The organism is Candidatus Woesearchaeota archaeon, from assembly GCA_016928155.1.
Classification (GTDB): Archaea; Nanobdellota; Nanobdellia; order Woesearchaeales; family JAFGLG01; genus JAFGLG01.
Window position 1 is genome coordinate 1 of the sequence record JAFGLG010000004.1, and the last position, 17,698, is coordinate 17,698.

25 protein-coding genes and 3 tRNA genes are annotated in these 17,698 nt (G+C 47.0%); 9 read left to right on the forward strand and 19 right to left on the reverse strand.

Annotated elements, in window-relative coordinates; all coding sequences use genetic code 11:
• Nucleotides 1–133 precede the first annotated feature (133 nt).
• From JW968_01370 to JW968_01380, 3 genes are all read left to right on the forward strand, one after another.
• Nucleotides 134–277: transfer RNA gene (locus JW968_01370), tRNA-Glu, on the forward strand.
• Nucleotides 278–734: 457 nt separating this feature from the next.
• Nucleotides 735–1,085: an AbrB/MazE/SpoVT family DNA-binding domain-containing protein gene (locus JW968_01375; GenBank protein ID MBN1385609.1), complete on the forward strand. Its 351-nt coding sequence runs from the start codon at nt 735–737 to the stop codon at nt 1,083–1,085.
• A 97-nt stretch (nt 1,086–1,182) separates the two neighbouring features.
• Nucleotides 1,183–1,503 (forward strand): hypothetical protein, encoded by a 321-nt coding sequence (locus JW968_01380; GenBank protein ID MBN1385610.1) that lies wholly within the window; start codon nt 1,183–1,185, stop codon nt 1,501–1,503.
• Nucleotides 1,504–1,582: 79 nt separating this feature from the next.
• Here JW968_01380 and JW968_01385 read toward each other — a convergent pair whose 3' ends face one another.
• Together JW968_01385 and JW968_01390 are read right to left on the reverse strand one after the other, a co-directional pair.
• Nucleotides 1,583–1,843, reverse strand: a complete 261-nt coding sequence (locus JW968_01385) for a hypothetical protein (GenBank protein MBN1385611.1) — start codon at nt 1,841–1,843, stop codon at nt 1,583–1,585.
• Between the two features lie 65 nt (nt 1,844–1,908).
• Nucleotides 1,909–2,205 (reverse strand): hypothetical protein, encoded by a 297-nt coding sequence (locus JW968_01390; protein MBN1385612.1) that lies wholly within the window; start codon nt 2,203–2,205, stop codon nt 1,909–1,911.
• Nucleotides 2,206–2,279: 74 nt separating this feature from the next.
• Between JW968_01390 and JW968_01395 the strand changes: the two genes are divergently transcribed.
• A tRNA-Ser gene (locus tag JW968_01395) sits at nt 2,280–2,418 on the forward strand.
• Here JW968_01395 and JW968_01400 read toward each other — a convergent pair.
• The 9 genes from JW968_01400 to JW968_01440 all read right to left on the reverse strand — a co-directional run bounded on the left by JW968_01400 (nt 2,419) and on the right by JW968_01440 (nt 9,375).
• Complete coding sequence (locus JW968_01400; GenBank protein MBN1385613.1) at nt 2,419–2,949, reverse strand: hypothetical protein; 531 nt, start codon at nt 2,947–2,949, stop codon at nt 2,419–2,421.
• A gap of 41 nt (nt 2,950–2,990) precedes the next feature.
• A complete protein-coding gene (locus JW968_01405; GenBank protein ID MBN1385614.1) occupies nt 2,991–3,302 on the reverse strand; it encodes a 30S ribosomal protein S10 in 312 nt (103 codons plus the stop codon).
• 57 nt (nt 3,303–3,359) lie between these two features.
• Nucleotides 3,360–4,649 carry a translation elongation factor EF-1 subunit alpha gene (tuf, locus tag JW968_01410; protein MBN1385615.1) on the reverse strand — a complete coding sequence of 430 codons (1,290 nt, stop codon included), beginning with the start codon at nt 4,647–4,649 and terminating at the stop codon, nt 3,360–3,362.
• 176 nt (nt 4,650–4,825) lie between these two features.
• Complete coding sequence (locus tag JW968_01415) at nt 4,826–7,003, reverse strand: elongation factor EF-2 (protein MBN1385616.1); 2,178 nt, start codon at nt 7,001–7,003, stop codon at nt 4,826–4,828.
• Between the two features lie 8 nt (nt 7,004–7,011).
• Nucleotides 7,012–7,491, reverse strand: a complete 480-nt coding sequence (gene ndk, locus JW968_01420; GenBank protein ID MBN1385617.1) for a nucleoside-diphosphate kinase — start codon at nt 7,489–7,491, stop codon at nt 7,012–7,014.
• 8 nt (nt 7,492–7,499) lie between these two features.
• On the reverse strand, nt 7,500–7,679 hold the full coding sequence (locus JW968_01425; GenBank protein MBN1385618.1) for a 50S ribosomal protein L24e: 180 nt from the start codon (nt 7,677–7,679) through the stop codon (nt 7,500–7,502).
• Between the two features lie 5 nt (nt 7,680–7,684).
• Nucleotides 7,685–7,957 (reverse strand): 30S ribosomal protein S28e, encoded by a 273-nt coding sequence (locus tag JW968_01430; protein ID MBN1385619.1) that lies wholly within the window; start codon nt 7,955–7,957, stop codon nt 7,685–7,687.
• A gap of 26 nt (nt 7,958–7,983) precedes the next feature.
• Nucleotides 7,984–8,334, reverse strand: coding sequence for a 50S ribosomal protein L7ae (locus tag JW968_01435; GenBank protein ID MBN1385620.1), 351 nt, complete (start codon nt 8,332–8,334; stop codon nt 7,984–7,986).
• A 375-nt stretch (nt 8,335–8,709) separates the two neighbouring features.
• Nucleotides 8,710–9,375: an undecaprenyl diphosphate synthase family protein gene (locus tag JW968_01440; GenBank protein ID MBN1385621.1), complete on the reverse strand. Its 666-nt coding sequence runs from the start codon at nt 9,373–9,375 to the stop codon at nt 8,710–8,712.
• A gap of 53 nt (nt 9,376–9,428) precedes the next feature.
• Between JW968_01440 and JW968_01445 the strand changes: the two genes are divergently transcribed.
• Together JW968_01445 and JW968_01450 are read left to right on the forward strand one after the other, a co-directional pair.
• Nucleotides 9,429–10,298 carry a prepilin peptidase gene (locus JW968_01445; protein MBN1385622.1) on the forward strand — a complete coding sequence of 290 codons (870 nt, stop codon included), beginning with the start codon at nt 9,429–9,431 and terminating at the stop codon, nt 10,296–10,298.
• A gap of 4 nt (nt 10,299–10,302) precedes the next feature.
• Complete coding sequence (locus tag JW968_01450) at nt 10,303–10,527, forward strand: hypothetical protein (GenBank protein ID MBN1385623.1); 225 nt, start codon at nt 10,303–10,305, stop codon at nt 10,525–10,527.
• A 2-nt stretch (nt 10,528–10,529) separates the two neighbouring features.
• Here the strand turns inward: JW968_01450 and JW968_01455 are convergent, their stop codons facing one another.
• The 5 genes from JW968_01455 to JW968_01475 all read right to left on the reverse strand — a co-directional run bounded on the left by JW968_01455 (nt 10,530) and on the right by JW968_01475 (nt 12,845).
• Nucleotides 10,530–11,123, reverse strand: coding sequence for a hypothetical protein (locus JW968_01455; protein ID MBN1385624.1), 594 nt, complete (start codon nt 11,121–11,123; stop codon nt 10,530–10,532).
• Entirely contained in the window at nt 11,120–11,578 is a 459-nt protein-coding gene (locus tag JW968_01460) for an HIT family protein (GenBank protein MBN1385625.1), read from the reverse strand. The genes JW968_01455 and JW968_01460 overlap by 4 nt, the downstream gene beginning before the upstream one ends.
• Nucleotides 11,575–12,117 carry a non-canonical purine NTP pyrophosphatase gene (locus JW968_01465; protein MBN1385626.1) on the reverse strand — a complete coding sequence of 181 codons (543 nt, stop codon included), beginning with the start codon at nt 12,115–12,117 and terminating at the stop codon, nt 11,575–11,577. Before JW968_01465 ends, JW968_01460 begins: the two co-directional genes overlap by 4 nt.
• Nucleotides 12,114–12,671 (reverse strand): class IV adenylate cyclase, encoded by a 558-nt coding sequence (cyaB, locus tag JW968_01470; protein ID MBN1385627.1) that lies wholly within the window; start codon nt 12,669–12,671, stop codon nt 12,114–12,116. Before cyaB ends, JW968_01465 begins: the two co-directional genes overlap by 4 nt.
• A 35-nt stretch (nt 12,672–12,706) precedes the next feature.
• A tRNA-Ala gene (locus JW968_01475) sits at nt 12,707–12,845 on the reverse strand.
• Nucleotides 12,846–13,094: 249 nt separating this feature from the next.
• Between JW968_01475 and JW968_01480 the strand changes: the two genes are divergently transcribed.
• Nucleotides 13,095–14,795 (forward strand): glutamate--tRNA ligase, encoded by a 1,701-nt coding sequence (locus tag JW968_01480; protein ID MBN1385628.1) that lies wholly within the window; start codon nt 13,095–13,097, stop codon nt 14,793–14,795.
• Nucleotides 14,796–14,898: 103 nt separating this feature from the next.
• Entirely contained in the window at nt 14,899–15,060 is a 162-nt protein-coding gene (locus JW968_01485; protein MBN1385629.1) for a DUF1931 domain-containing protein, read from the forward strand.
• Nucleotides 15,061–15,066: 6 nt separating this feature from the next.
• Here the strand turns inward: JW968_01485 and JW968_01490 are convergent, their stop codons facing one another.
• Nucleotides 15,067–15,753, reverse strand: coding sequence for a hypothetical protein (locus JW968_01490; GenBank protein ID MBN1385630.1), 687 nt, complete (start codon nt 15,751–15,753; stop codon nt 15,067–15,069).
• Between the two features lie 42 nt (nt 15,754–15,795).
• Nucleotides 15,796–16,518, reverse strand: a complete 723-nt coding sequence (locus JW968_01495; GenBank protein MBN1385631.1) for a hypothetical protein — start codon at nt 16,516–16,518, stop codon at nt 15,796–15,798.
• A 261-nt stretch (nt 16,519–16,779) separates the two neighbouring features.
• Here JW968_01495 and JW968_01500 point away from each other — a divergent pair, with 261 nt between their 5' ends.
• Complete coding sequence (locus JW968_01500) at nt 16,780–16,872, forward strand: zinc-ribbon domain-containing protein (GenBank protein ID MBN1385632.1); 93 nt, start codon at nt 16,780–16,782, stop codon at nt 16,870–16,872.
• A 42-nt stretch (nt 16,873–16,914) separates the two neighbouring features.
• Here the strand turns inward: JW968_01500 and JW968_01505 are convergent, their stop codons facing one another.
• Nucleotides 16,915–17,655: a 50S ribosomal protein L11 gene (locus JW968_01505; protein ID MBN1385633.1), complete on the reverse strand. Its 741-nt coding sequence runs from the start codon at nt 17,653–17,655 to the stop codon at nt 16,915–16,917.
• Between the last annotated feature and the right edge of the window lie 43 nt (nt 17,656–17,698).

Consider the following 17,698-nt stretch of genomic DNA (forward strand, 5'->3'; position numbering starts at 1 on the left):
CTATCTTTGGTAGTTCGTTGGGCTTTATGCCCAACTTGATCCAAGATGCGAGCTGGATTCACAGCTCCGAGATTCCGGACAGAGCCTGATTTATCAGAATATTTATAAAACCCTTATTTTTCCATTGTTTTAGGCTCCGGTAGTGTAGTCCGGTAATGATAGAATCATTGGACAATCAATCATTCCGCCCTCTCGTGATGCAGATCAGGGAAAGGCGAAGACCCGGGTTCGAAAAGTGCTGAGAGATTCTCGCACTGCGACAGTCCCGGCCGGAGCATTTATTTTTTCCGGATATCTTCTGCGAGGCAATCCCTCTTTCGTAACAATCTGCCATTAGCTAGAGTCATTTTCAATAAAAACATATTTTCTCCGATTGTTTCTCAATAATCTATTTGATGATATTTTCCTTGACAGGTCCTGATGAGAACCGGAAACTATAAATATCTAATAAGGATAATAGATATCTATCAGGTGATTTAGATATCATCTGATGACCTGCACTGGAATGGGAAATATGTGCTGTTCACAAGGCATTTCAAGAGTGAATTTGAATTGCTGAATAAGCCTGTAGAGTTCATCCTTGATGTGCTTCAGGATGGTGAGCATATCCTCATCTCCAAAAGGCAGAGAAAATACAATGTCTTTTATCCATTCCGAGGCAGATATTTGTGCCTCTCTTATGTGGATCTGGATGACATATTGTTGATACATATAAAACCAATGAACAGGAGAAAATGGCTAAAAAGAATAAGTTGGGGATTAGGGAGACTACTTGCTATAAATGCGGTGTTAAGGCTAAGCCTGCAAAAGCTATGATGGAAGGGATCAGGCTTGACTGCTTAAGATGCCCAAAATGCGGAGAAGAATATTTTACATCAGGTGAGATGATAAGGTATGATATTCTTAAGGGAAGGAGGAAGCTTGTGAGGAAATTCGGCACTTTAGGTGATTCTACAATAACAAGATGGCCTCCTAAGCTTATCAAGGATTATAATATCAAGCCTGGTGACTTTGCACTCTTTGTTGAACGGCCTGATGGGATACTCATCAAACCAGTCTCAAGCAAGGAACTTGAGATGAAATGATTCTGCCCTGACTCCTTCTACAGATGAGGGGCTGATAAAAGCATTTTTCTTAGAAACATAGATGGATTTAAATACTAAATAATTATACAATGTCATTATGGAAAAGCCATTTACAGATGATGAGGACGATGCACGATCTCTTAAGGAGATCCAGCAGGATTCTTTTAAGGATTATGAGATGCCCATGCATGAGAAACAGGTTGTGGCAGAGGTCCAGAGGATGCTGGACAACAATGAGTACAGGAGCACTGACCAGATGCAGGAGCATCTTGAGCTGCTTGAAGATATTTACAATAAATCTATGGAGATCAGGAAGCAGGAAATGGCCCTGGAGAAAGCGAACTGGTCATTGGAAAAGGATATTAAGAGAATAAAAAGTGTTGCTGAAAGGCTGACAGAACATATGGAAAAATTTTAGTGATTTCAATTTGATGGATGATTAGTTGTGCCAAGTAAAAGAATATGAACCATAAATTAAATCAGTTAAAAAGCAAATACTATTCATTCACAATTTTTTCTTTCAATCCCAGACACCAACCGGTATGGGGATCATATGTGCCGCCCAGATCTGCACAGTGTGATCTTGATAATCCTTGTACACTGGCATACCCGCTAAGATCCTGTCCTTCCATACCTAATTGTATCGCATCAGTTTGCTTGTTACCTGATATCAATACCAGTAAAGCTACAACTGCAACAATGGCCACAATGCTCACAATCGCAAGATACGCAAAATTTCCGCTCTTTTCTTCTGCCAAGATAACACCTCCTTTTTATGATGTAGATAAGAAAAAATGATTTGGATTTATATAGTTTATTGACATCACAGGTAATTCTCCTTCATGAACTCTGCCATCCCTTCATCCTCTGCGAGCACAAAAAGCTCATAAGCTTCTTTGTATTGTCCCATTGACATACTGTTCTTCGCGTGCTGGTGTATCTCATCAGTCGGCAGCTGTTTTCCTGCAAGCTTAAGCGCCCTGAACCATTCATTGTGCCTATTCTGCCTGTAGAATATCTCTGCTGCCTCAGAATAGATCTCCTTCCTCTTTGCCTCAGGGAACATAGAGACATCAACTTTGTCTATGCCCTTCTCTGCAATGAGCTTGGCAGGGTTCATTCAGGCAGTTGAGCGAGGGACAGATATAAATTTGACTGAAAGTTTATAAATGAAAGCCTCTTTCCGGGTATCATGCCGACGTCGCATAATCTGGTATTGCGGCAGTCTCGAAAGTTGCAGTCAAGAAAACTGCTGTCCTCCGGGACTTCCTGGTTCAAATATTAGTGCTCGAAGCCACCTTCGAACGCTAGTGAGAAAGTCCGGGCGTCGGCGTCACGCTTCATTCATCCCTATCATCTTCTCCAGCCTGCATCCTTCTTGCTGCATCCTGTTATGATACCGCAGTGCGCAGTTGGTTATGCTCAGCATGACTCTCACAAAATCATCATACCTGCCTCTTGACAGGGTGTATGCGATTGCGGGCTCTGACTGCCTCCTCAGGCAGAGGTACATGCCGGCGAACTCGCGTGTCACAAGTGTTGTCCCTATAACTGCCCGGATCTTTGTCGCCCCGTCTGCCTTCATGCCGGAAAACATATCAGAGGGGTCGCGGAATTGCCCGCTGAGCACATAGATGACCTCGGACCTCCCGATGTCGAGGCTCCTTTCTCCTGTTCCTGTGATGTCTTCTGGTCTTGCTATGAATTTTGTCCTGGCCTTGTATGGCAGGTGCAGGTTTCGGCATTTTGTGTTCGGCATGCAGAGGAACTCGTAATGGCCTTCTTTGAGCCTGGCTGCAGTGATATTTCTGAGAAGTGCTGTCAGGGAATCATATGCGTTTTCCTGCTGCATTTCAGATGGCATGCAGGGTGGTATCAGGGAGTATATAAATAATTTATCAGAAATTAAGCCTCTACCATCTCGATCTCGACATTGAGGCCTTCTGGTATAGGCACTCTCATCACAAGGCGCAGGGCCCTCTCATCTATACCGAGGTCGATGAGCCTCTTGTGCACTCTCATCTCATATCTTTCCCATGTTGCAGTCCCGTTGCCGCAGGGGCCTTTTCGTGTGGTCACCTTGAGCTTCTTTGTGGGCAGGGGTATAGGTCCTCTCATCTCAACCCCTGTCTTCTCTACGATGTTCTTTATGTAGTCGCAGACCTGGTTGATCTTGCTTATGTCCGTGCTCGCTATTTTTATCCTTGCTTTCTGCATGTTTGCACCATGGAAATATTGTATCCCCATGAAGGGAAAATAAATGATTAAAAAATTTTACTGAAGCTTCTTCTCCACAAGGTCTATGCACATTCCTGCAGCTACTGTGGTTCCGCTGTCCCTGATTGCAAACCTGGACAGCTGCGGGATCTCTTTCTGCTTCTCGATGACCAGTGGCTGCATCGGCTTGATGACACATATTGCTGCATCGCCGTTCTTGACGAAGTCCGGGTTCTCCTGGAGCACTTCGCCTGTGGCCGGGTTCAGCTTCTTCAGTATCTTCTCGATCCTGCATGCGACCTGTGCTGTGTGGATGTGGAACACCGGAGTGTATCCTATCGTGACAACAGAAGGATGCTGCAGTATGACCATCTGGGCTGTGAATTCTGTCGCGACTGTAGGTGGATTGTCCACATGTCCGAGGACATCTCCTCTCGCTATGTCCTTTTTCGCTATTCCCCTGACATTGAAGCCCACATTGTCTCCTGGCTCTGCTTCAGTCATCTGCTCGTGGTGCATCTCGATTGTCTTGCATTCTCCGACGATTCCCTTCCCTTCTCTTGCAGGGACCACTATGACCTTGTCTCCCACTTTCATGACGCCTGTCTCTACCCTTCCTACTGGGACAACTCCGATGCCTGTGATGTTGTACACATCCTGGATCGGCAGCCTCAGCGGAAGCTGTGTGGGCTTCTCAGGCTCTTTGAGGGTATCCATTGTCTCGAGCAGTGTCTTGCCTGTGTACCAGGGCATCTTGTCTGATTTCTTGACGACATTGTCGCCGACAAGTGACGCGATAGGTACGAATGGTATCTCATCTGCCTTGTAGCCTACGCTCTTGAGCAGCTTCTTTGTCTCCTCGACGACCTCGTTGAATCTCTTCTCGTCGTACTTCATCATGTCCATCTTGTTCACAGCGACGATCATCTGGTTGACGCCGAGTGTCCTTGACAGGAAGACATGCTCCTTTGTCTGGGCTGAGACGCCGTCATTGGCTGCGACTACAAGGACTCCTGCATCTGCCTGCGATGCTCCTGTAATCATGTTCTTGACGAAATCCCTGTGGCCTGGTGCGTCGATAATAGTGAAGTAGTATTTCGGTGTCTCGAATTTCTTGTGGGCCAGGTCTATTGTGACTCCCCTTTCTCTCTCTTCCTTCAGATTGTCCATGACAAATGCGAATTCGAATCCGCCTTTTCCAAGCTCTTGTGCTTTCTCTTTGAGCTTTCTCATGGTCTGTTCATCTATGGCTCCTGAGTCGAACAGGACCCTTCCTACTGTAGTTGATTTTCCATGATCAACGTGTCCTATGAAGACCAAGTTGATGTGTACTTTTCCTTTTGCCATATTTGACTCCTCCTTGTGTTTGATTGGATTTGGAAATTCCCCTTTTCAGCCCTTTATAAATGGTTGGACCTAATAATTAAAAAATGGGTCCTTTTTATATCTTTCGCCCATATATGAGGATAAGGTCATTTATAAAGACCTTGACTTTCTCTGATGTGCTTTTGCTGTTTACCTGTCTACTGGTTCTCAGCTAGGCCTTTCCTTGACCTGATATTGGAAATGATCTTGGCCTGCAGCTCCTCTGGCAGCTTCTCGAAATTCTGGTCCACCAGGAAATGTATCCCTCTCCCTTCTGTGGCGGATCTCAGGTCTGAGGTCATCCCGAACATCTCTGCTACTGGCATCTTTGCTTTCACAACTACAGTTGAGCCCATCTGCTGCATGTCCAATAGCTGCCCTCTCTTGTTTGAGATGAGCTTTGAGAGCTCTCCCATGTATTGTTCCGGTGCTTCGAACTGCATCAGCTGGACTGGCTCGAATATGAGGGGATTGGCTGTTCTCATCGCGTCCCTTATGCCCTCCCTGACAGCAGGGTACAGCTGGGCAGGTCCTCTGTGGATCGCGTCTTCGTGCAGCTTGCAGTCCTCCAGTATCACTTTGACTCCGATGCATGGCTCTCTCGAAAGAGGCCCTGCATTCATGACATCTTCGAACATGTCCATGATCATCTCGATTATCTCGCCGATGTGGACAACGCCTCTTGTGGCATCCACGAGCATGTTGCCGTTGAATATGTCCCTGACATTCCTTGATTCTTTTGCGTCCATGCCGAGTTCCTGGAGAGCTTTCCATGTATCCTGGTCTTTCTTCTTTATCCTTCCTGATGTGAGCTTGCCTTCCTTGATGGCCAGCTTGTAGTCATCAGTGAGCGGCTCGACCTTGAAATACAGCTTGTTGTGCTTGTTAGGGGATTTACCTTCTGCCGCCTGCGGGCTCGCTTTTGTTATGGTCTCCCTGTAGACGACAATAGGCGGGCTTGTAGAGACTTCTACGCCTTTCTCTGTCCTGATCCTGTTCTCTATTACCTCAAGGTGCAGCTCTCCCATGCCGCTCATGAGATGCTCGCCTGTCTCGTCATTTATCTCTATGACTATTGTCGGATCCTCTTTCTGCACCTGACGGAGGACTTCGATGAGCTTCGGCAGATCAGAAGGCTTCTTTGCCTCGATGGCTTTTGTGACTACTGGCTCGAATATGTGTTTTATCTGCTCGAACGGCTCCATGGGCTCGACTGATACTGTCTCTCCGGGCATGGCCCCTTTCAGGCCGACCACTCCTATGATGTTCCCGGACACAGCTTCCTCGATCAGCTCCCTCTTCGCGCCGTTGTAGACTGATACCTGCTGGACCCTGACATGCTGCTTTGCCCTGTTCAGGTAGACCATGTCACCTTTCCTTATCTTTCCGGAGAAGAGCCTTCCTGCGCATACCTCTCCTGCATGGGGATCGACGACTATTTTTGTTACGACAAATGACAGCTGCCCCTCTGGATTGCATGCCAGAAGCGATTGTCCTTCTTTGCTCTCAGGATCACCTTTCCATATCTTCGGGATCCTGTATTTCTGCGCTTCCATCGGATTGGGATGGTGGTTTATGGACATGTTGAGTATGACTTCGTGGATGGGCGCTTTCTTCGCGAGAGCCTTTATCTTGTCCTCGTCTCCTGAGGTGTATGCATCGATTATCTCCTTGAATGTGATCCCCTTCTCCTTCATGTAGGGTATGGACAGCGCCCAGTTGTGGAATGCGGATCCGAATGCCACGCTTCCCAGCTCGACATTGACATGCCATTTGGTCCTGTAATCCGGCTCTGCGATCTGGTCTATGAGCTCGTTCATCTTTGTGATGACCTTGATGAATCTCTGCTGCATCGCCTCTGGTGTCAGCTGGAGCTCTTTGATGAGCCTGTCCACCTTGTTTATGAAAAGCACTGGTTTGACTCTTTCCTTGAGGGCCTGCCTGAGCACTGTCTCTGTCTGCGGCATGATTCCTTCCACTGCGCAGCAGAGCACGATTGTCCCGTCGATCGCCCTCATGGCCCTGGTCACGTCTCCCCCGAAGTCCACGTGGCCCGGTGTGTCTATGAGGTTTATCAGGTATTCCTCTCCCTTGAACTCGTGCACCATCGATACGTTCGCTGCATCTATTGTGATTCCCCTGTTCTGTTCATCCTCGTGGAAATCAAGGACGCAGGCCTTTCCTGCGAGGTCCTCTGACATCATGCCTGCTCCTGCGAGCAGGTTGTCTGAGAATGTTGTCTTTCCGTGGTCGATATGCGCGCTTGTGCAGATGTTCCTTATGTGTGTCGGCTTCTTCATGAGCCTTAATACCTTGTCAGTCATCTTTTCTGCCATTATATCACCTATAGTGTGTGTATGTCATGCACTGATTTGTATGAATGGAGCTCGTCGTCCTTGAAATACAGAATTATCTCTTGCTTGGCCTCCTCGATAGAGCCTGATGCGTGGATGAGGTTCTTTATTGATTTCCCTTTGGCATCAGTGTATTCATATGAATGGTGGGCGAAGTCTCCTCTTATCGTCCCGGGCATGGCCTTGCGCGGCTCTGTCGGCCCGACTATCTTCCTGACTGTCTCCACTGCATGAAGCCCTTCCAGCACCATCGCGATGACCGGGCCTTCTGTGATGTATTTCTCCAGTCCCGGATAGAATGCTTTCTGGATGTGCGCCGCATAATGTCTTTTTGCGAAATCAGGTGTTATCCAGATGAATTTCATCCCGACTATCTTCATCCCTGCGTCTTCGAATCTTGAGATTATCCTGCCAGAGAGCATTCTCTGGACGCAGTCAGGCTTCAGCAGCACCAGTGTTCTTTGCAGCATTTTGCCCTCTATGCCTTGCGGACAAATTTCTTTGTCCACCTTGTCTCTCTCGGTTTCCTCTTTAGCTTTGTGTTCTTCTGGCATTTTGATGAGCAGAAATAGATCATCTTGCCGTCATTCTTTATGAGCATCTTGCCTGTTCCGGCCTCGATTTGCTCTCCGCAGAAGCTGCATTTTGCCATTTGTATCACCTTCAGCTGCTTCCTCTTCCCCCTTTGCTCAGCTGTCTTGCTTCTATTTCAGTCTCTCTGAGCATCAGGATGTCCCCTTCCTGGACAGGCCCTTTGACATTTCGCCTCAGGACCTTGTTCTTGTCTCTCCCGTCTAGTATCCTGCATCTCACCTGGATGGCTTCCCCTCTTGTGCCGGTCCTGCCGATTATCTCTTCGACCTTGGCAGGCCATGCCATCGAGAAGACGATCCCTTTCTTGATCTCTTCGGCAACAGCCTCTTCCTTGCCTTTCATCTTCCTTATCGCTGCCATTTTGGACCTTACTCCTTCCCTGCAAGTTTTGCTATCTCTTTGATTATGTTCTTTGCTTCGCCTTCCTGCACTATCGCGACGCAGGATGTCTTGACGCCTACGCCTGCTGCTGCGCCTAGCTCTTCCTTGCTTCCGACTGCTACGCAGGGTATCCCCTTCTCGTCTGAAAGCAGTGGAAGATGCATCACGACTTCGGGAGGTGTCACATCTTTTGCGATCACAACAAGTTTTGCTGTGGATTTCTCTATCGCTTTTGTGACCTCATTTGTCCCTTTCTTGAGCTTGCCTGTTGTTTTTGCTAACTCTATCGCTTCAAAGACTTTTTCTTGTTGATCTTTTTCTAGTTCTATGGTTGGCATTTGGTTTCACCTCATAGTAACTGCCTTATTTGATGAAATAAGCTCGAATTGAGCTGTTTTCCTATAATCGGGCACAATCCAGAAAGATTTGCCTCATTCCAGCGCATGACACCATTTTCTCGGCATCTGGCTATCATCAATCACAGGTGATATTTCAAAGAAAATAGGGGGTTAATAAATGTAGCGGATATCGGGGTATACAACGAGTTATATATGAAAATAAATGAAAACCTTATTTCCTTTGTCACTTATCATCTTTATTTCCTTTATAAATTATTATCTTTATTTCCTTTATCGCCTTTATCACTTTATCAGCTGTCACCTTTATTGCTCCTCCCCTTTATCATCCAACCCTCATCCGCCCTTATATCTCTTTTATTCCAGGTCTTTCGGGCTGAATTCAGAAAAGCTTTTTTTCAGGAATCTCATTTCGCATTTAGGTGAATCCCATAGAAGGAATCCTCCTGAAGACTTCACATCCCCATAGATGAGCATGATGTCAGGAGGGATGAAGTATGAGCTGTACAGGTTGTCCTTTATCTCCTCTTCTGTTATGTCTTCTATCTGGAGCTTTCCCATGGTTGCCTTGCGTGTTATCATCCTGCATGCATCTATTATCTCCTCATGGCCGTCATAGTTGAGGCAGAGATTGAGGAAGTAGGAATCATAGTCTTTTGTCTCTTCAATGACTCGCTTAATGGTATTGACCACCTCGCCCCCGAGGTCATACCATTTGCCGAGTATGAATACCTTGACCTTGTTTGCCTTGATGGTCTCATCAGTCTCGAGTTTTGCGAAGATGGAGTTCAGGCAATCTGTATTCTTCTCAGCCCCGGCCAGGTTTATTGTTATTATGGGTATCTCTTTTTCTGCCTGTGTTCTTATGATCTCGAATATCTTTTCTTTGCATTTTTCTGTATCCTTTTCGGGCATGTTGATTTCTGGTATGTTCAATGCTATTGCTATATGGTTCACCTTGCCCCTTTCGATCTTCCCCAAGCCTTTGAAGCCTGTGAGCCTCTGCATGTATTCTTTGAACATGTTTTATAATATATTAAAAAAACTTTATAAAGATTGCTGTTTTGGTCCAGAAGATGCTTGACATTATTCTGTATTCCGCTGCCATCATGGCTCTGCTTATCAGCTCTGTGTCTGACCTGAAGATCAGGGAAGTTCCGGATTGGGTGAGTTACTCATTGATATTCTTGGCTCTCGCATCCCGGCTGATTTTTTCTCTGCATGAGCATGATTTCATCCCTTTCCTGCAGGGCTTGGTCGGATTCGCAGTGATGTTCCTCATCGCGCTGGCCATGTTCTATACAGGCCAGTGGGGCGGCGGTGATTCAAAGCTTCTCATGGGCATAGGCGCTGTCTTTGGCATCCCGTTCAGCCTCCAGCAGATCCCTCTGCTCGTCATATTCATTGTCAATCTGCTTTTCCTGGGAACAGTCTATGGTCTCATCTGGTCTGTAGCCCTGGTTGTCATCAGGTTCAGGGATTTCAGGAAAGAGTTCAAGGCATTGTTCAGGAAGAGGGTCTCTGTTATGAGCCTCAGGTATGTCCTGATCTTCTCCTTCTGCCTTTTCATACTTGTCTTCTTCACGAGGATACGTCTGCTTCAGGTGATGCTGCTGGCCCTTGCAGGCATTGCGATAATCACTTTTTTTGTGTCCATTGCTATCAAGGCAGTGGAGAATTCTTGCATGTACAAGCATCTTCCTCCTGAAAAGCTGACAGAAGGTGACTGGATTGCAGAGGATATCAAGGTCAGCGGCAGGCACATCTGCGGCCCTAAGGATCTCGGCATCTCGAAAGAGCAGATCAGGGAGCTTATCATGCTTAAGAAGCAGAAGAAGATAAGCAGGGTCCTGGTGAAAGAAGGCATCCCGTTTGTCCCTTCTTTCCTTTTCGCGATGATAGCGACGATGATGCTTGGCAACTGGCTTGCGTTAGTGATGAGGTGAGACTATGATATACTTCGGATATTTTGGTATGGCCGCTCTTCTGGTTTCTTATGCTCTGCTCAATACGAGATATAATGTGCTCTTCGTGCCGATCGCGACCATTGCAAGCATTCTCCTCACTCTCCATGCCATACTTCTCACTGACATCCCGTTCATTGTCGTCAATGGATTCATTGTCATCTTATTGGCGGTCAAATGGTATAGGGGCGACAAGAGATCCCATCTATGATGTTATTTACTTTCAAAAACATTCTTCAGGTTTTCCATAGGCCCGGAATCCAGCGGTGAAGGTTCAAGTATTGGCTCTTCATACGTCTTCGGGCTCGGTATCATTCGGGTTATCAATCCGATCACAAGATAGAATATCGGAGCAAAGAGCAGCACCGCAAGACCGAGTTGTAGGCTGAGGTCAATTTTTCCGTATATCACTGGTGTGAAAAAAATAATGAAGTAGGCTATCATCCTTATCTTGCCGAGGACTTTGACTCCCTTCACCATCTTCAGACCGAAGATTATCACCAGTGCGCCATAGATTATTATCAACGCAGAGATACCTATCTTAGCATAGAAATATATTGTCTTCTCGAACCATTGTGTTGTGCCCGCTAGCGTCCTTAACCAGTCAACACCGGCCCAGATCAGCACCACACCATTTGTTATTGCATTGCCGAGGCTTGTCCCTTTCTTCTCTTGGAAGAGCTCCGTGAATATCCACATGAGGTATACAGGAACAAGTATCCAGAGGAGTTCGGGGAACCTGAATGGCGCAGAGAACAGCTGGCCTGATATGCTGAGCATCTCTCCTATGTAGCTTATCGCGCTCATTTGATTGCTTCACGGATCTTTTTCTTGAATTTATCTATTTCCATATCGACATATTCGGTATGGCCCGCCTTGAATGGCTGGTCGTCTGTTATGAATCTCGGTACGATATGGTAATGTACATGCGGGACTTCCTGCCCTCCTGCTTTCTTGATATTGACAAATATGTTGAGTCCGTCGCAGAGCAGCCCTTCCTTGATGCCTTTGGCGACTTTCATCACTGCCTTCTGGAGCCTGCAGTGGCTCTCGTCATCCATCTGCAGAGGTGTCTCGGCATGCTTCTTCGGCATGACCAGTGCATGCCCTTTCGCTATCGGGTTTATGTCCAGCATTGCGAAATGCTCATCGTCCTCGTAGATCTTTGCGCATGGCATGTCTCCTTTTATTATCTTGCAGAACACACAATCTTTGATTGTGTGCTCGGAAATCTCAGATTTCCTTTGGATGCAGTCTGTCATTTTTTCCCCTCCAGGTATTCTCTCAGCTTGTCGAGCGCCTTTCTCCTGTGGCTTATCTCGTTCTTGTTTTCCAGTTCAGAGAAGGGCTTTTCATATCCTTCAGGTATGAATATCGGATCAAAGGCGAATCTCCTGACAGGTGAAGGCTTGCATATCCTCCCTTCGACGCTGCCGACGAATATCTCTGTTGATTTTCCGTCTGTATAGCCGATGTATGCCTTGGCCCTGGCTTTCTTGTCCTTGTCCTTCACTAGATCATAGAGCCCTTCTGTGCCTAGCTTCTCGAAGAAGTGCTTGATGTAGGGCCCGGGCAGTCCATTTAGTCCTTCCATTTCCAAGGACACGTCCTCCACTATGCATGGTCTCATGAGATGTGCATATGCTTTTGCCAGTTTGTCATTGATGATCTCGTCAGCTTCTCCCTGTATCTCATCAATATCAAATTTTTCCTGTATCACGTCGAATCCGGAGAGTATCCTCTTAGCTTCTTCGTATTTGTTCTTGTTCCCTGTCACAAAGACAACCTGCATGAGGATCACTCAAGCCCTTCAAAGATGTAGCCTTTGCTCTCTGCGATTATTCTGGTGTATCCCCTTTGCTCGATCTCTTTGTCATGCACGCCGATCTTCCTGAATATCTCCAGTGCCTTATTCTTTGCTTCTTCAGGGTTGTCTGTCTTTAGTTCTATCTCCAGGAAAGTGCCCAGTCCTTTTATGTTGTCTATGTTGATCTCGAAGTCATCCAGCTGTGCCATTATCCTGTCCTTGAATATGGTGAATATCTCTGTGAAGTTCATCTCGCGGAGCATGCTGTTCATCTCAGATGCGTTCTTTATCTCGACATAATGTTCTATCCAGTCCCCGTGCGCTCGGAGCTTCTTTAGGTTTATGCTTTTCTTGTCTACCTCATCCCTCACCCTGATTATGAAGGCTCCGGGCTTCTGTATGCTCTGCTCTTGCCCGATGGGCTTGAAGTAATGGTCAACCTGTGTTGTTGATCCGCAGAAGAGTGTTCCTATGTCTAGAAGTTTCTGTTTCACCTCTTCTAGGCTTTCTATCCTGGCCCTGAGGCCGTATTTGTCAGGATGAGCCATATGGCTTTCTTAAGAAGCTGCATATATAAATGTTATGGACCGGTCGGGACTTTCGCCAGCATCATTTTGGTGTTTTGGCATCCATCTGTTGCTGTTTCGAACCCGAGGCCCCTACCACTTTGGAGCTTTTCAGCCTTGCCAAGGTAATGCTCTACCAGGCTGAGCTACCGGCCCAAGGATAATGACAAATGAAGGTCTTGGTTATTTTTTTTGCATTTTTGGGCCGGACAATATAAAGTATGGGCTTGAGCAAAGCGAAACCCATGAAAGTGTCAACTGATTTCTCAGTTGGGCTACCGGCCCATTTGTAGCAGGATTTCCTTGAGCTGTATTTATATTTATCTGCTTTATTTAGAAAAAACATATATATGCTTGCTTTATGAGCACAGGTTATGGCTCATATGGGGCAGGCGGGATATCAATATGGATGATCTGGATATAAAGAAGGAGATCAGGAATTTTTCATTGCATAATGCTGTCAAGTTCAATGGCAAGGCCTCTTCTGGTGCAGTTATCGGAAGGTTGGTTGGCAAGCACCCTGACATTAAGGCCCGGCTCAATGAGTATGGCAGGATCATCTCAGACATAATAAAGGAAGTCAATGCCATGGATCCTGATGCGCAGATGAAGGAGCTGGAAGAGAATGCGCCTGAATTGCTTGAGGAGAAGAAGGAAGTGAAGAAGAAGGATCTTCCGGAACTGAAGCTGATTAAGGATGAGGTCGTCATGAGGTTTGAGCCTAGCCCGAGCGGTCCGCTCCACATCGGCCATCTCTATCCTCTCGCTTTGAATCTCGAATATGTCAGGAGATACAAGGGGATCTTCTATCTCAGGATAGCTGACACGAATGCCGACAATATCGACCCTGGATCCTACAGTCTTATCCCTGAGAATGCAGGATGGTTCGCGAAGAGGGAGATAAAGCCCGTGATCCAGTCTGACAGGATGGAGCTGTACTACAATTATGCGCTCAAGCTCATCGAGGAGGGCTACATGTATGTGTGCGGGTGCACAGCAGATGAGTTCAAGGAGCTCAAGGCGAAGAAGTCTGAATGCCCCTGCAGGAACCTGAAGGTCGGCGAGCAGGTGAAGAGATGGCACAGGATGTTCGACAGGGAGAAAGGATATCAGGAAGGCGAAGCTGTCGTCAGGTTCAAGACAGACATGAAGCATAAGAATCCTGCGATGCGTGATTTCCCGATGATTAGGATAAATGATTCTGAGCATGCGCGGCAGGGATCGAGGTATCGCGTATGGCCGCTCATGAACTTCTCCGTCGCTATAGACGACATGGACATGGCAGTCACCCACACACTGAGGGGCAAGGACCATGCAGACAATGCGAAGAAGCAGGCCATGATACATCACGCCCTGGGATATCCGACGCCGTATGCGATCAGCGTCGGGAGGATAAATTTCCTGGGCTTCCCTGTATCATGCTCGCAGACGAAGGCCGGCATCAAGGAAGGCATGTACGAAGGCTGGGACGATGTCAGGATTCCGTTTGTCCCTGCACTGAAGAGGAGGGGTTACCGGCCTGAGGCTTTCATCAGGTATGCGCTTGATGTCGGTGTCAGCGCAAATGACAAGAGTGTCGACATCAAAGATTTCTTCAAGACAATAGACTGCTTCAACAAGGAGGTCCTTGATCCCGTCTCACAGAGGTTTTTCTTTGTCAGGGATCCTGTCGGTATCGATATCTCAGGTTCTCCTGATCAGGAAGTCGAGCTTGATCTTCATCCTGAGCACAGGAAAGGCGGCAGGAAGTTCATGACTTCCTCTTCATTCTGGGTTGAACAGCGGGATTTCGAGAAGTTCAGGGAAGGCAGCCTCTACCGCCTGATGGACTGCCTGAATTTCAGGAGGAGCGGGGATTCTTTCAGGTTCGTCTCTGCAGACTACCGTGATTTCAAGGACAACGGCGACATGATCATCCATTGGCTTCCGCAGGATGAGACAGTTGATGTCGAGGTCCTCATGCCTGACAACACTGTGGCATCAGGTTTTGGTGAGAGAGGCATTGTTGGTCTTGATGTCGGTGACATCATCCAGTTCGAGAGATTCGGATTCTGCAGGCTTGAGAATGCCTCAGGCAAGTATTTTTTTGTCTTCTGCCACAGATAGCTCAGTTTTCTTTTTACAGACGGGAAAACGCAGTTTTTTCGAAAGATTTATATAGTAGTTCGGGGGTTTTAGCAGTATTACTCAAATAAAATGGGGTGAAATTATGTTAGTGGTAAAAGCTAAGATTAAGGATTATGCAAAGGGTTTTAACGTCGCTGGAGATTTTGCTGATGAGTTGAGCAAGAAATGTACTGAGATGATCAAGGCAGCCTGTACAAGGGCTGAGGCCAATGGCAGGAAGACAGTGATGGCAAAGGATCTGTAGAATATTCTATTTCTTGCTTTTATTTTGTTTTAATGCGATGAGGCTTTTCTTTGCAGAGCCCAGTCTCTGCTTTATCCTCTCGATGTCCTCTATTTTGGTATCCTTTCTCTTCCTGAGCTCTTCGAAGTTTGCCTCCAGTATCATGATGTGATTGTCTATTGCATCGACCTCGGCTTTTGTCAGCCTGGCCCTCTCATCTATCTTCTTCTCGAGCTCTTTCTTGAGTTCCTCCTGTATCCTTGTCCTGTCTGTATTCTGGGTTGCTGTCACGCTTGTCTTCATCTCCTGTATCGTCTTCCTGAACTCGTCTATCTGGCGCTCGTTCTGCTTGAGTTTATGCTCATAGTTGTTCTGTATGATCTCGAATTTCTCGTGGAGCAGGGAAAGCTGCTCTGAGAGCTGTTTCATTGCCCCGACTTCCTCTTCCTGCCTTGCCATCACCCTGTGCTCTGTATTCATGATCTGGCTTACTGTGTCGTGGAGCTTCGCTATCTCCTTCTCTATCCTTTCCTTGGAGCTCCTCTTGTCTGAACTGACTTTTTTTACCTGCTCAAGCTGGTTTGCCAGTTTCTTCTTCAGGACCTCTTGGTATTGCCTTTTCCTAGAAACAGTTGCCAGTGCCTTCATGAAGGATCTGACTCTTGCTTTGTCGAGCTGTGGGTAATAGTAGTCAATCTTGTCTGCGACTGTCATATTTGGGCCTTGTTTGGGTGATGGATCTGTTTGGTCTGTGATTTATTTGAAATTGAAGAACCCGCCTTTCTTTTCCTGCGGCTTTATGAGAGGAGGCAGCTTCTCTGGCATGGGTCTCGCCCCCGGAGCGCCCATCGGCGGTTGGCTCATCTGCCCGAATCCCTGAGGTGCTTGTCCTGGCTGGTTCATCTGCATCCTTGATGGTTCCATCTGCATGCCGGATCCCATCGGCATTGGTTGCGACGGATATCCTGGAGGAGAGCTTGGTCTGCTGGATAGTCCTCCCATAGGCATTGCGCTCATCGGTTCAGGCCCGTACATGTCAGGTCTGGGTGAGGGATGCGCCGGCGCTGTCGGCCCGAATGAACTCATTGAACTCGGGCCTGTATCGAAAGACGGCTGCGGCTTTGATGCTGCCGGCCTGGGCGCCTTGCTCTTGTCCATGAATTCCTTGAGCATGTTGGCCATCGTCAGTATTCCTTTGGCGATCTTCTCGTTTGTTCCCATCAGCTCATCCAGCTTGTCATAGAGCGGCTCTATCTTCTTTGCCACTATCTGGCTTTCGCGCTCTTCTATCTTCATCTCATCGCTCGCCTGTTTGAAAAGGTTCATCATGGCATTCAGGCTGAGTGTCAGGTCATTTATGCTGCCCATGAGCTTCTTTCCAGAATCAGTTCCCGCAAGGGGATTTTTCTTGAGCTCCTCGACCTCTTTCCTTAGCTTGATTATTTCTTCATGAGGCACTAAATCATAATCTTCATCCATTGCCACCACCTTTTTTTAATGAAAACAGAGCCGAAACAAAGCCTCTTGGCTTAATTATTGGCTGTATGATATGATATGTTCCTATATTCCTTTCTTAAATTGCTTTATAAATGTTGTGGTGGATTATTCCCATTTTGATGGTAAAATTTAAATATCAATTTTATCATTATACCTCCAGGTTTCGTCTTATGGTGTTGTCTGCGATGAGAATGACTGGAATGGAAGACTGATTTCTGATATGGAGACTTTGGAGGAAAAGACATGAGCAAGGTTGTCACAAGGTGCCCGAAATGCCGTGCAAAGATTAGCGAAGAGGATATTGTCTGTCCGAAATGCGGCGCTGATGTTGCCTGAATGGGAAATGAAGGCGGGACAGTAGATAGAATGGTTGATTGACTATTTCTTCGGGGCTGCTGCAGGTTTGGCATCCCCTTCCGCTGCCTTCTTCTCTTCAGGCGCCAGCTCATTGATTATTGTCAGCGGGATCTTTGCCTCTTTCAGTTTGCTCCTGATCTCAGACTTGGATTTGCCTTCCATTGATGAGATTATTGATTTTGCCGTCGCTTCGAACTCTGCTCTCTTATGCTTGATTTCTTCCTCGAGTTTCTTCCTCTCATCTTCCATCTGTTGGACCTCTTCTGCTGAGAGCTCTGTCTTCTCTTCCTTGATCTCCTTGTCGAACCTGCCGGCATCCACATCCTTGATTGCCTCGCGGGCCCTCTTTCCTTCAATCATGACACCCATGGAATCGCATGTACCCATGATCTCCTTGATTTTCTGCTTGAGATCTTTCCCGAGGAGGGCGTCTTCCTTCATCTTTGCGACCTTGATGATGTTCTCAATCCTTACGTCTGCCACGAATTCAGTCGGGTTCCCTGATCCCTTCTCAAGGTGGGCTTCTTTCAGGATGAGCGCTGATGCAGGCGGGGTGCCTACTGTGATCGTGTATTCTTTTGTGCTCTTGTCGATTATTATCTTGACAGGCACCTGCATGCCTTTGAAGCCTGCTGTCTTCTTGTTTATGTCAGCTATGACCTGGCCTATATTGAGTCCCATTGGGCCTAATGCTGGCCCTAATGGAGGCGCAGCTGTCGCTTTTCCGCCTTCGATCAATGCTTCCACTGTATCCTTAGCCATGATTTACGCAGAAACTAGGAACTATTTATATTTGTTTTGTATA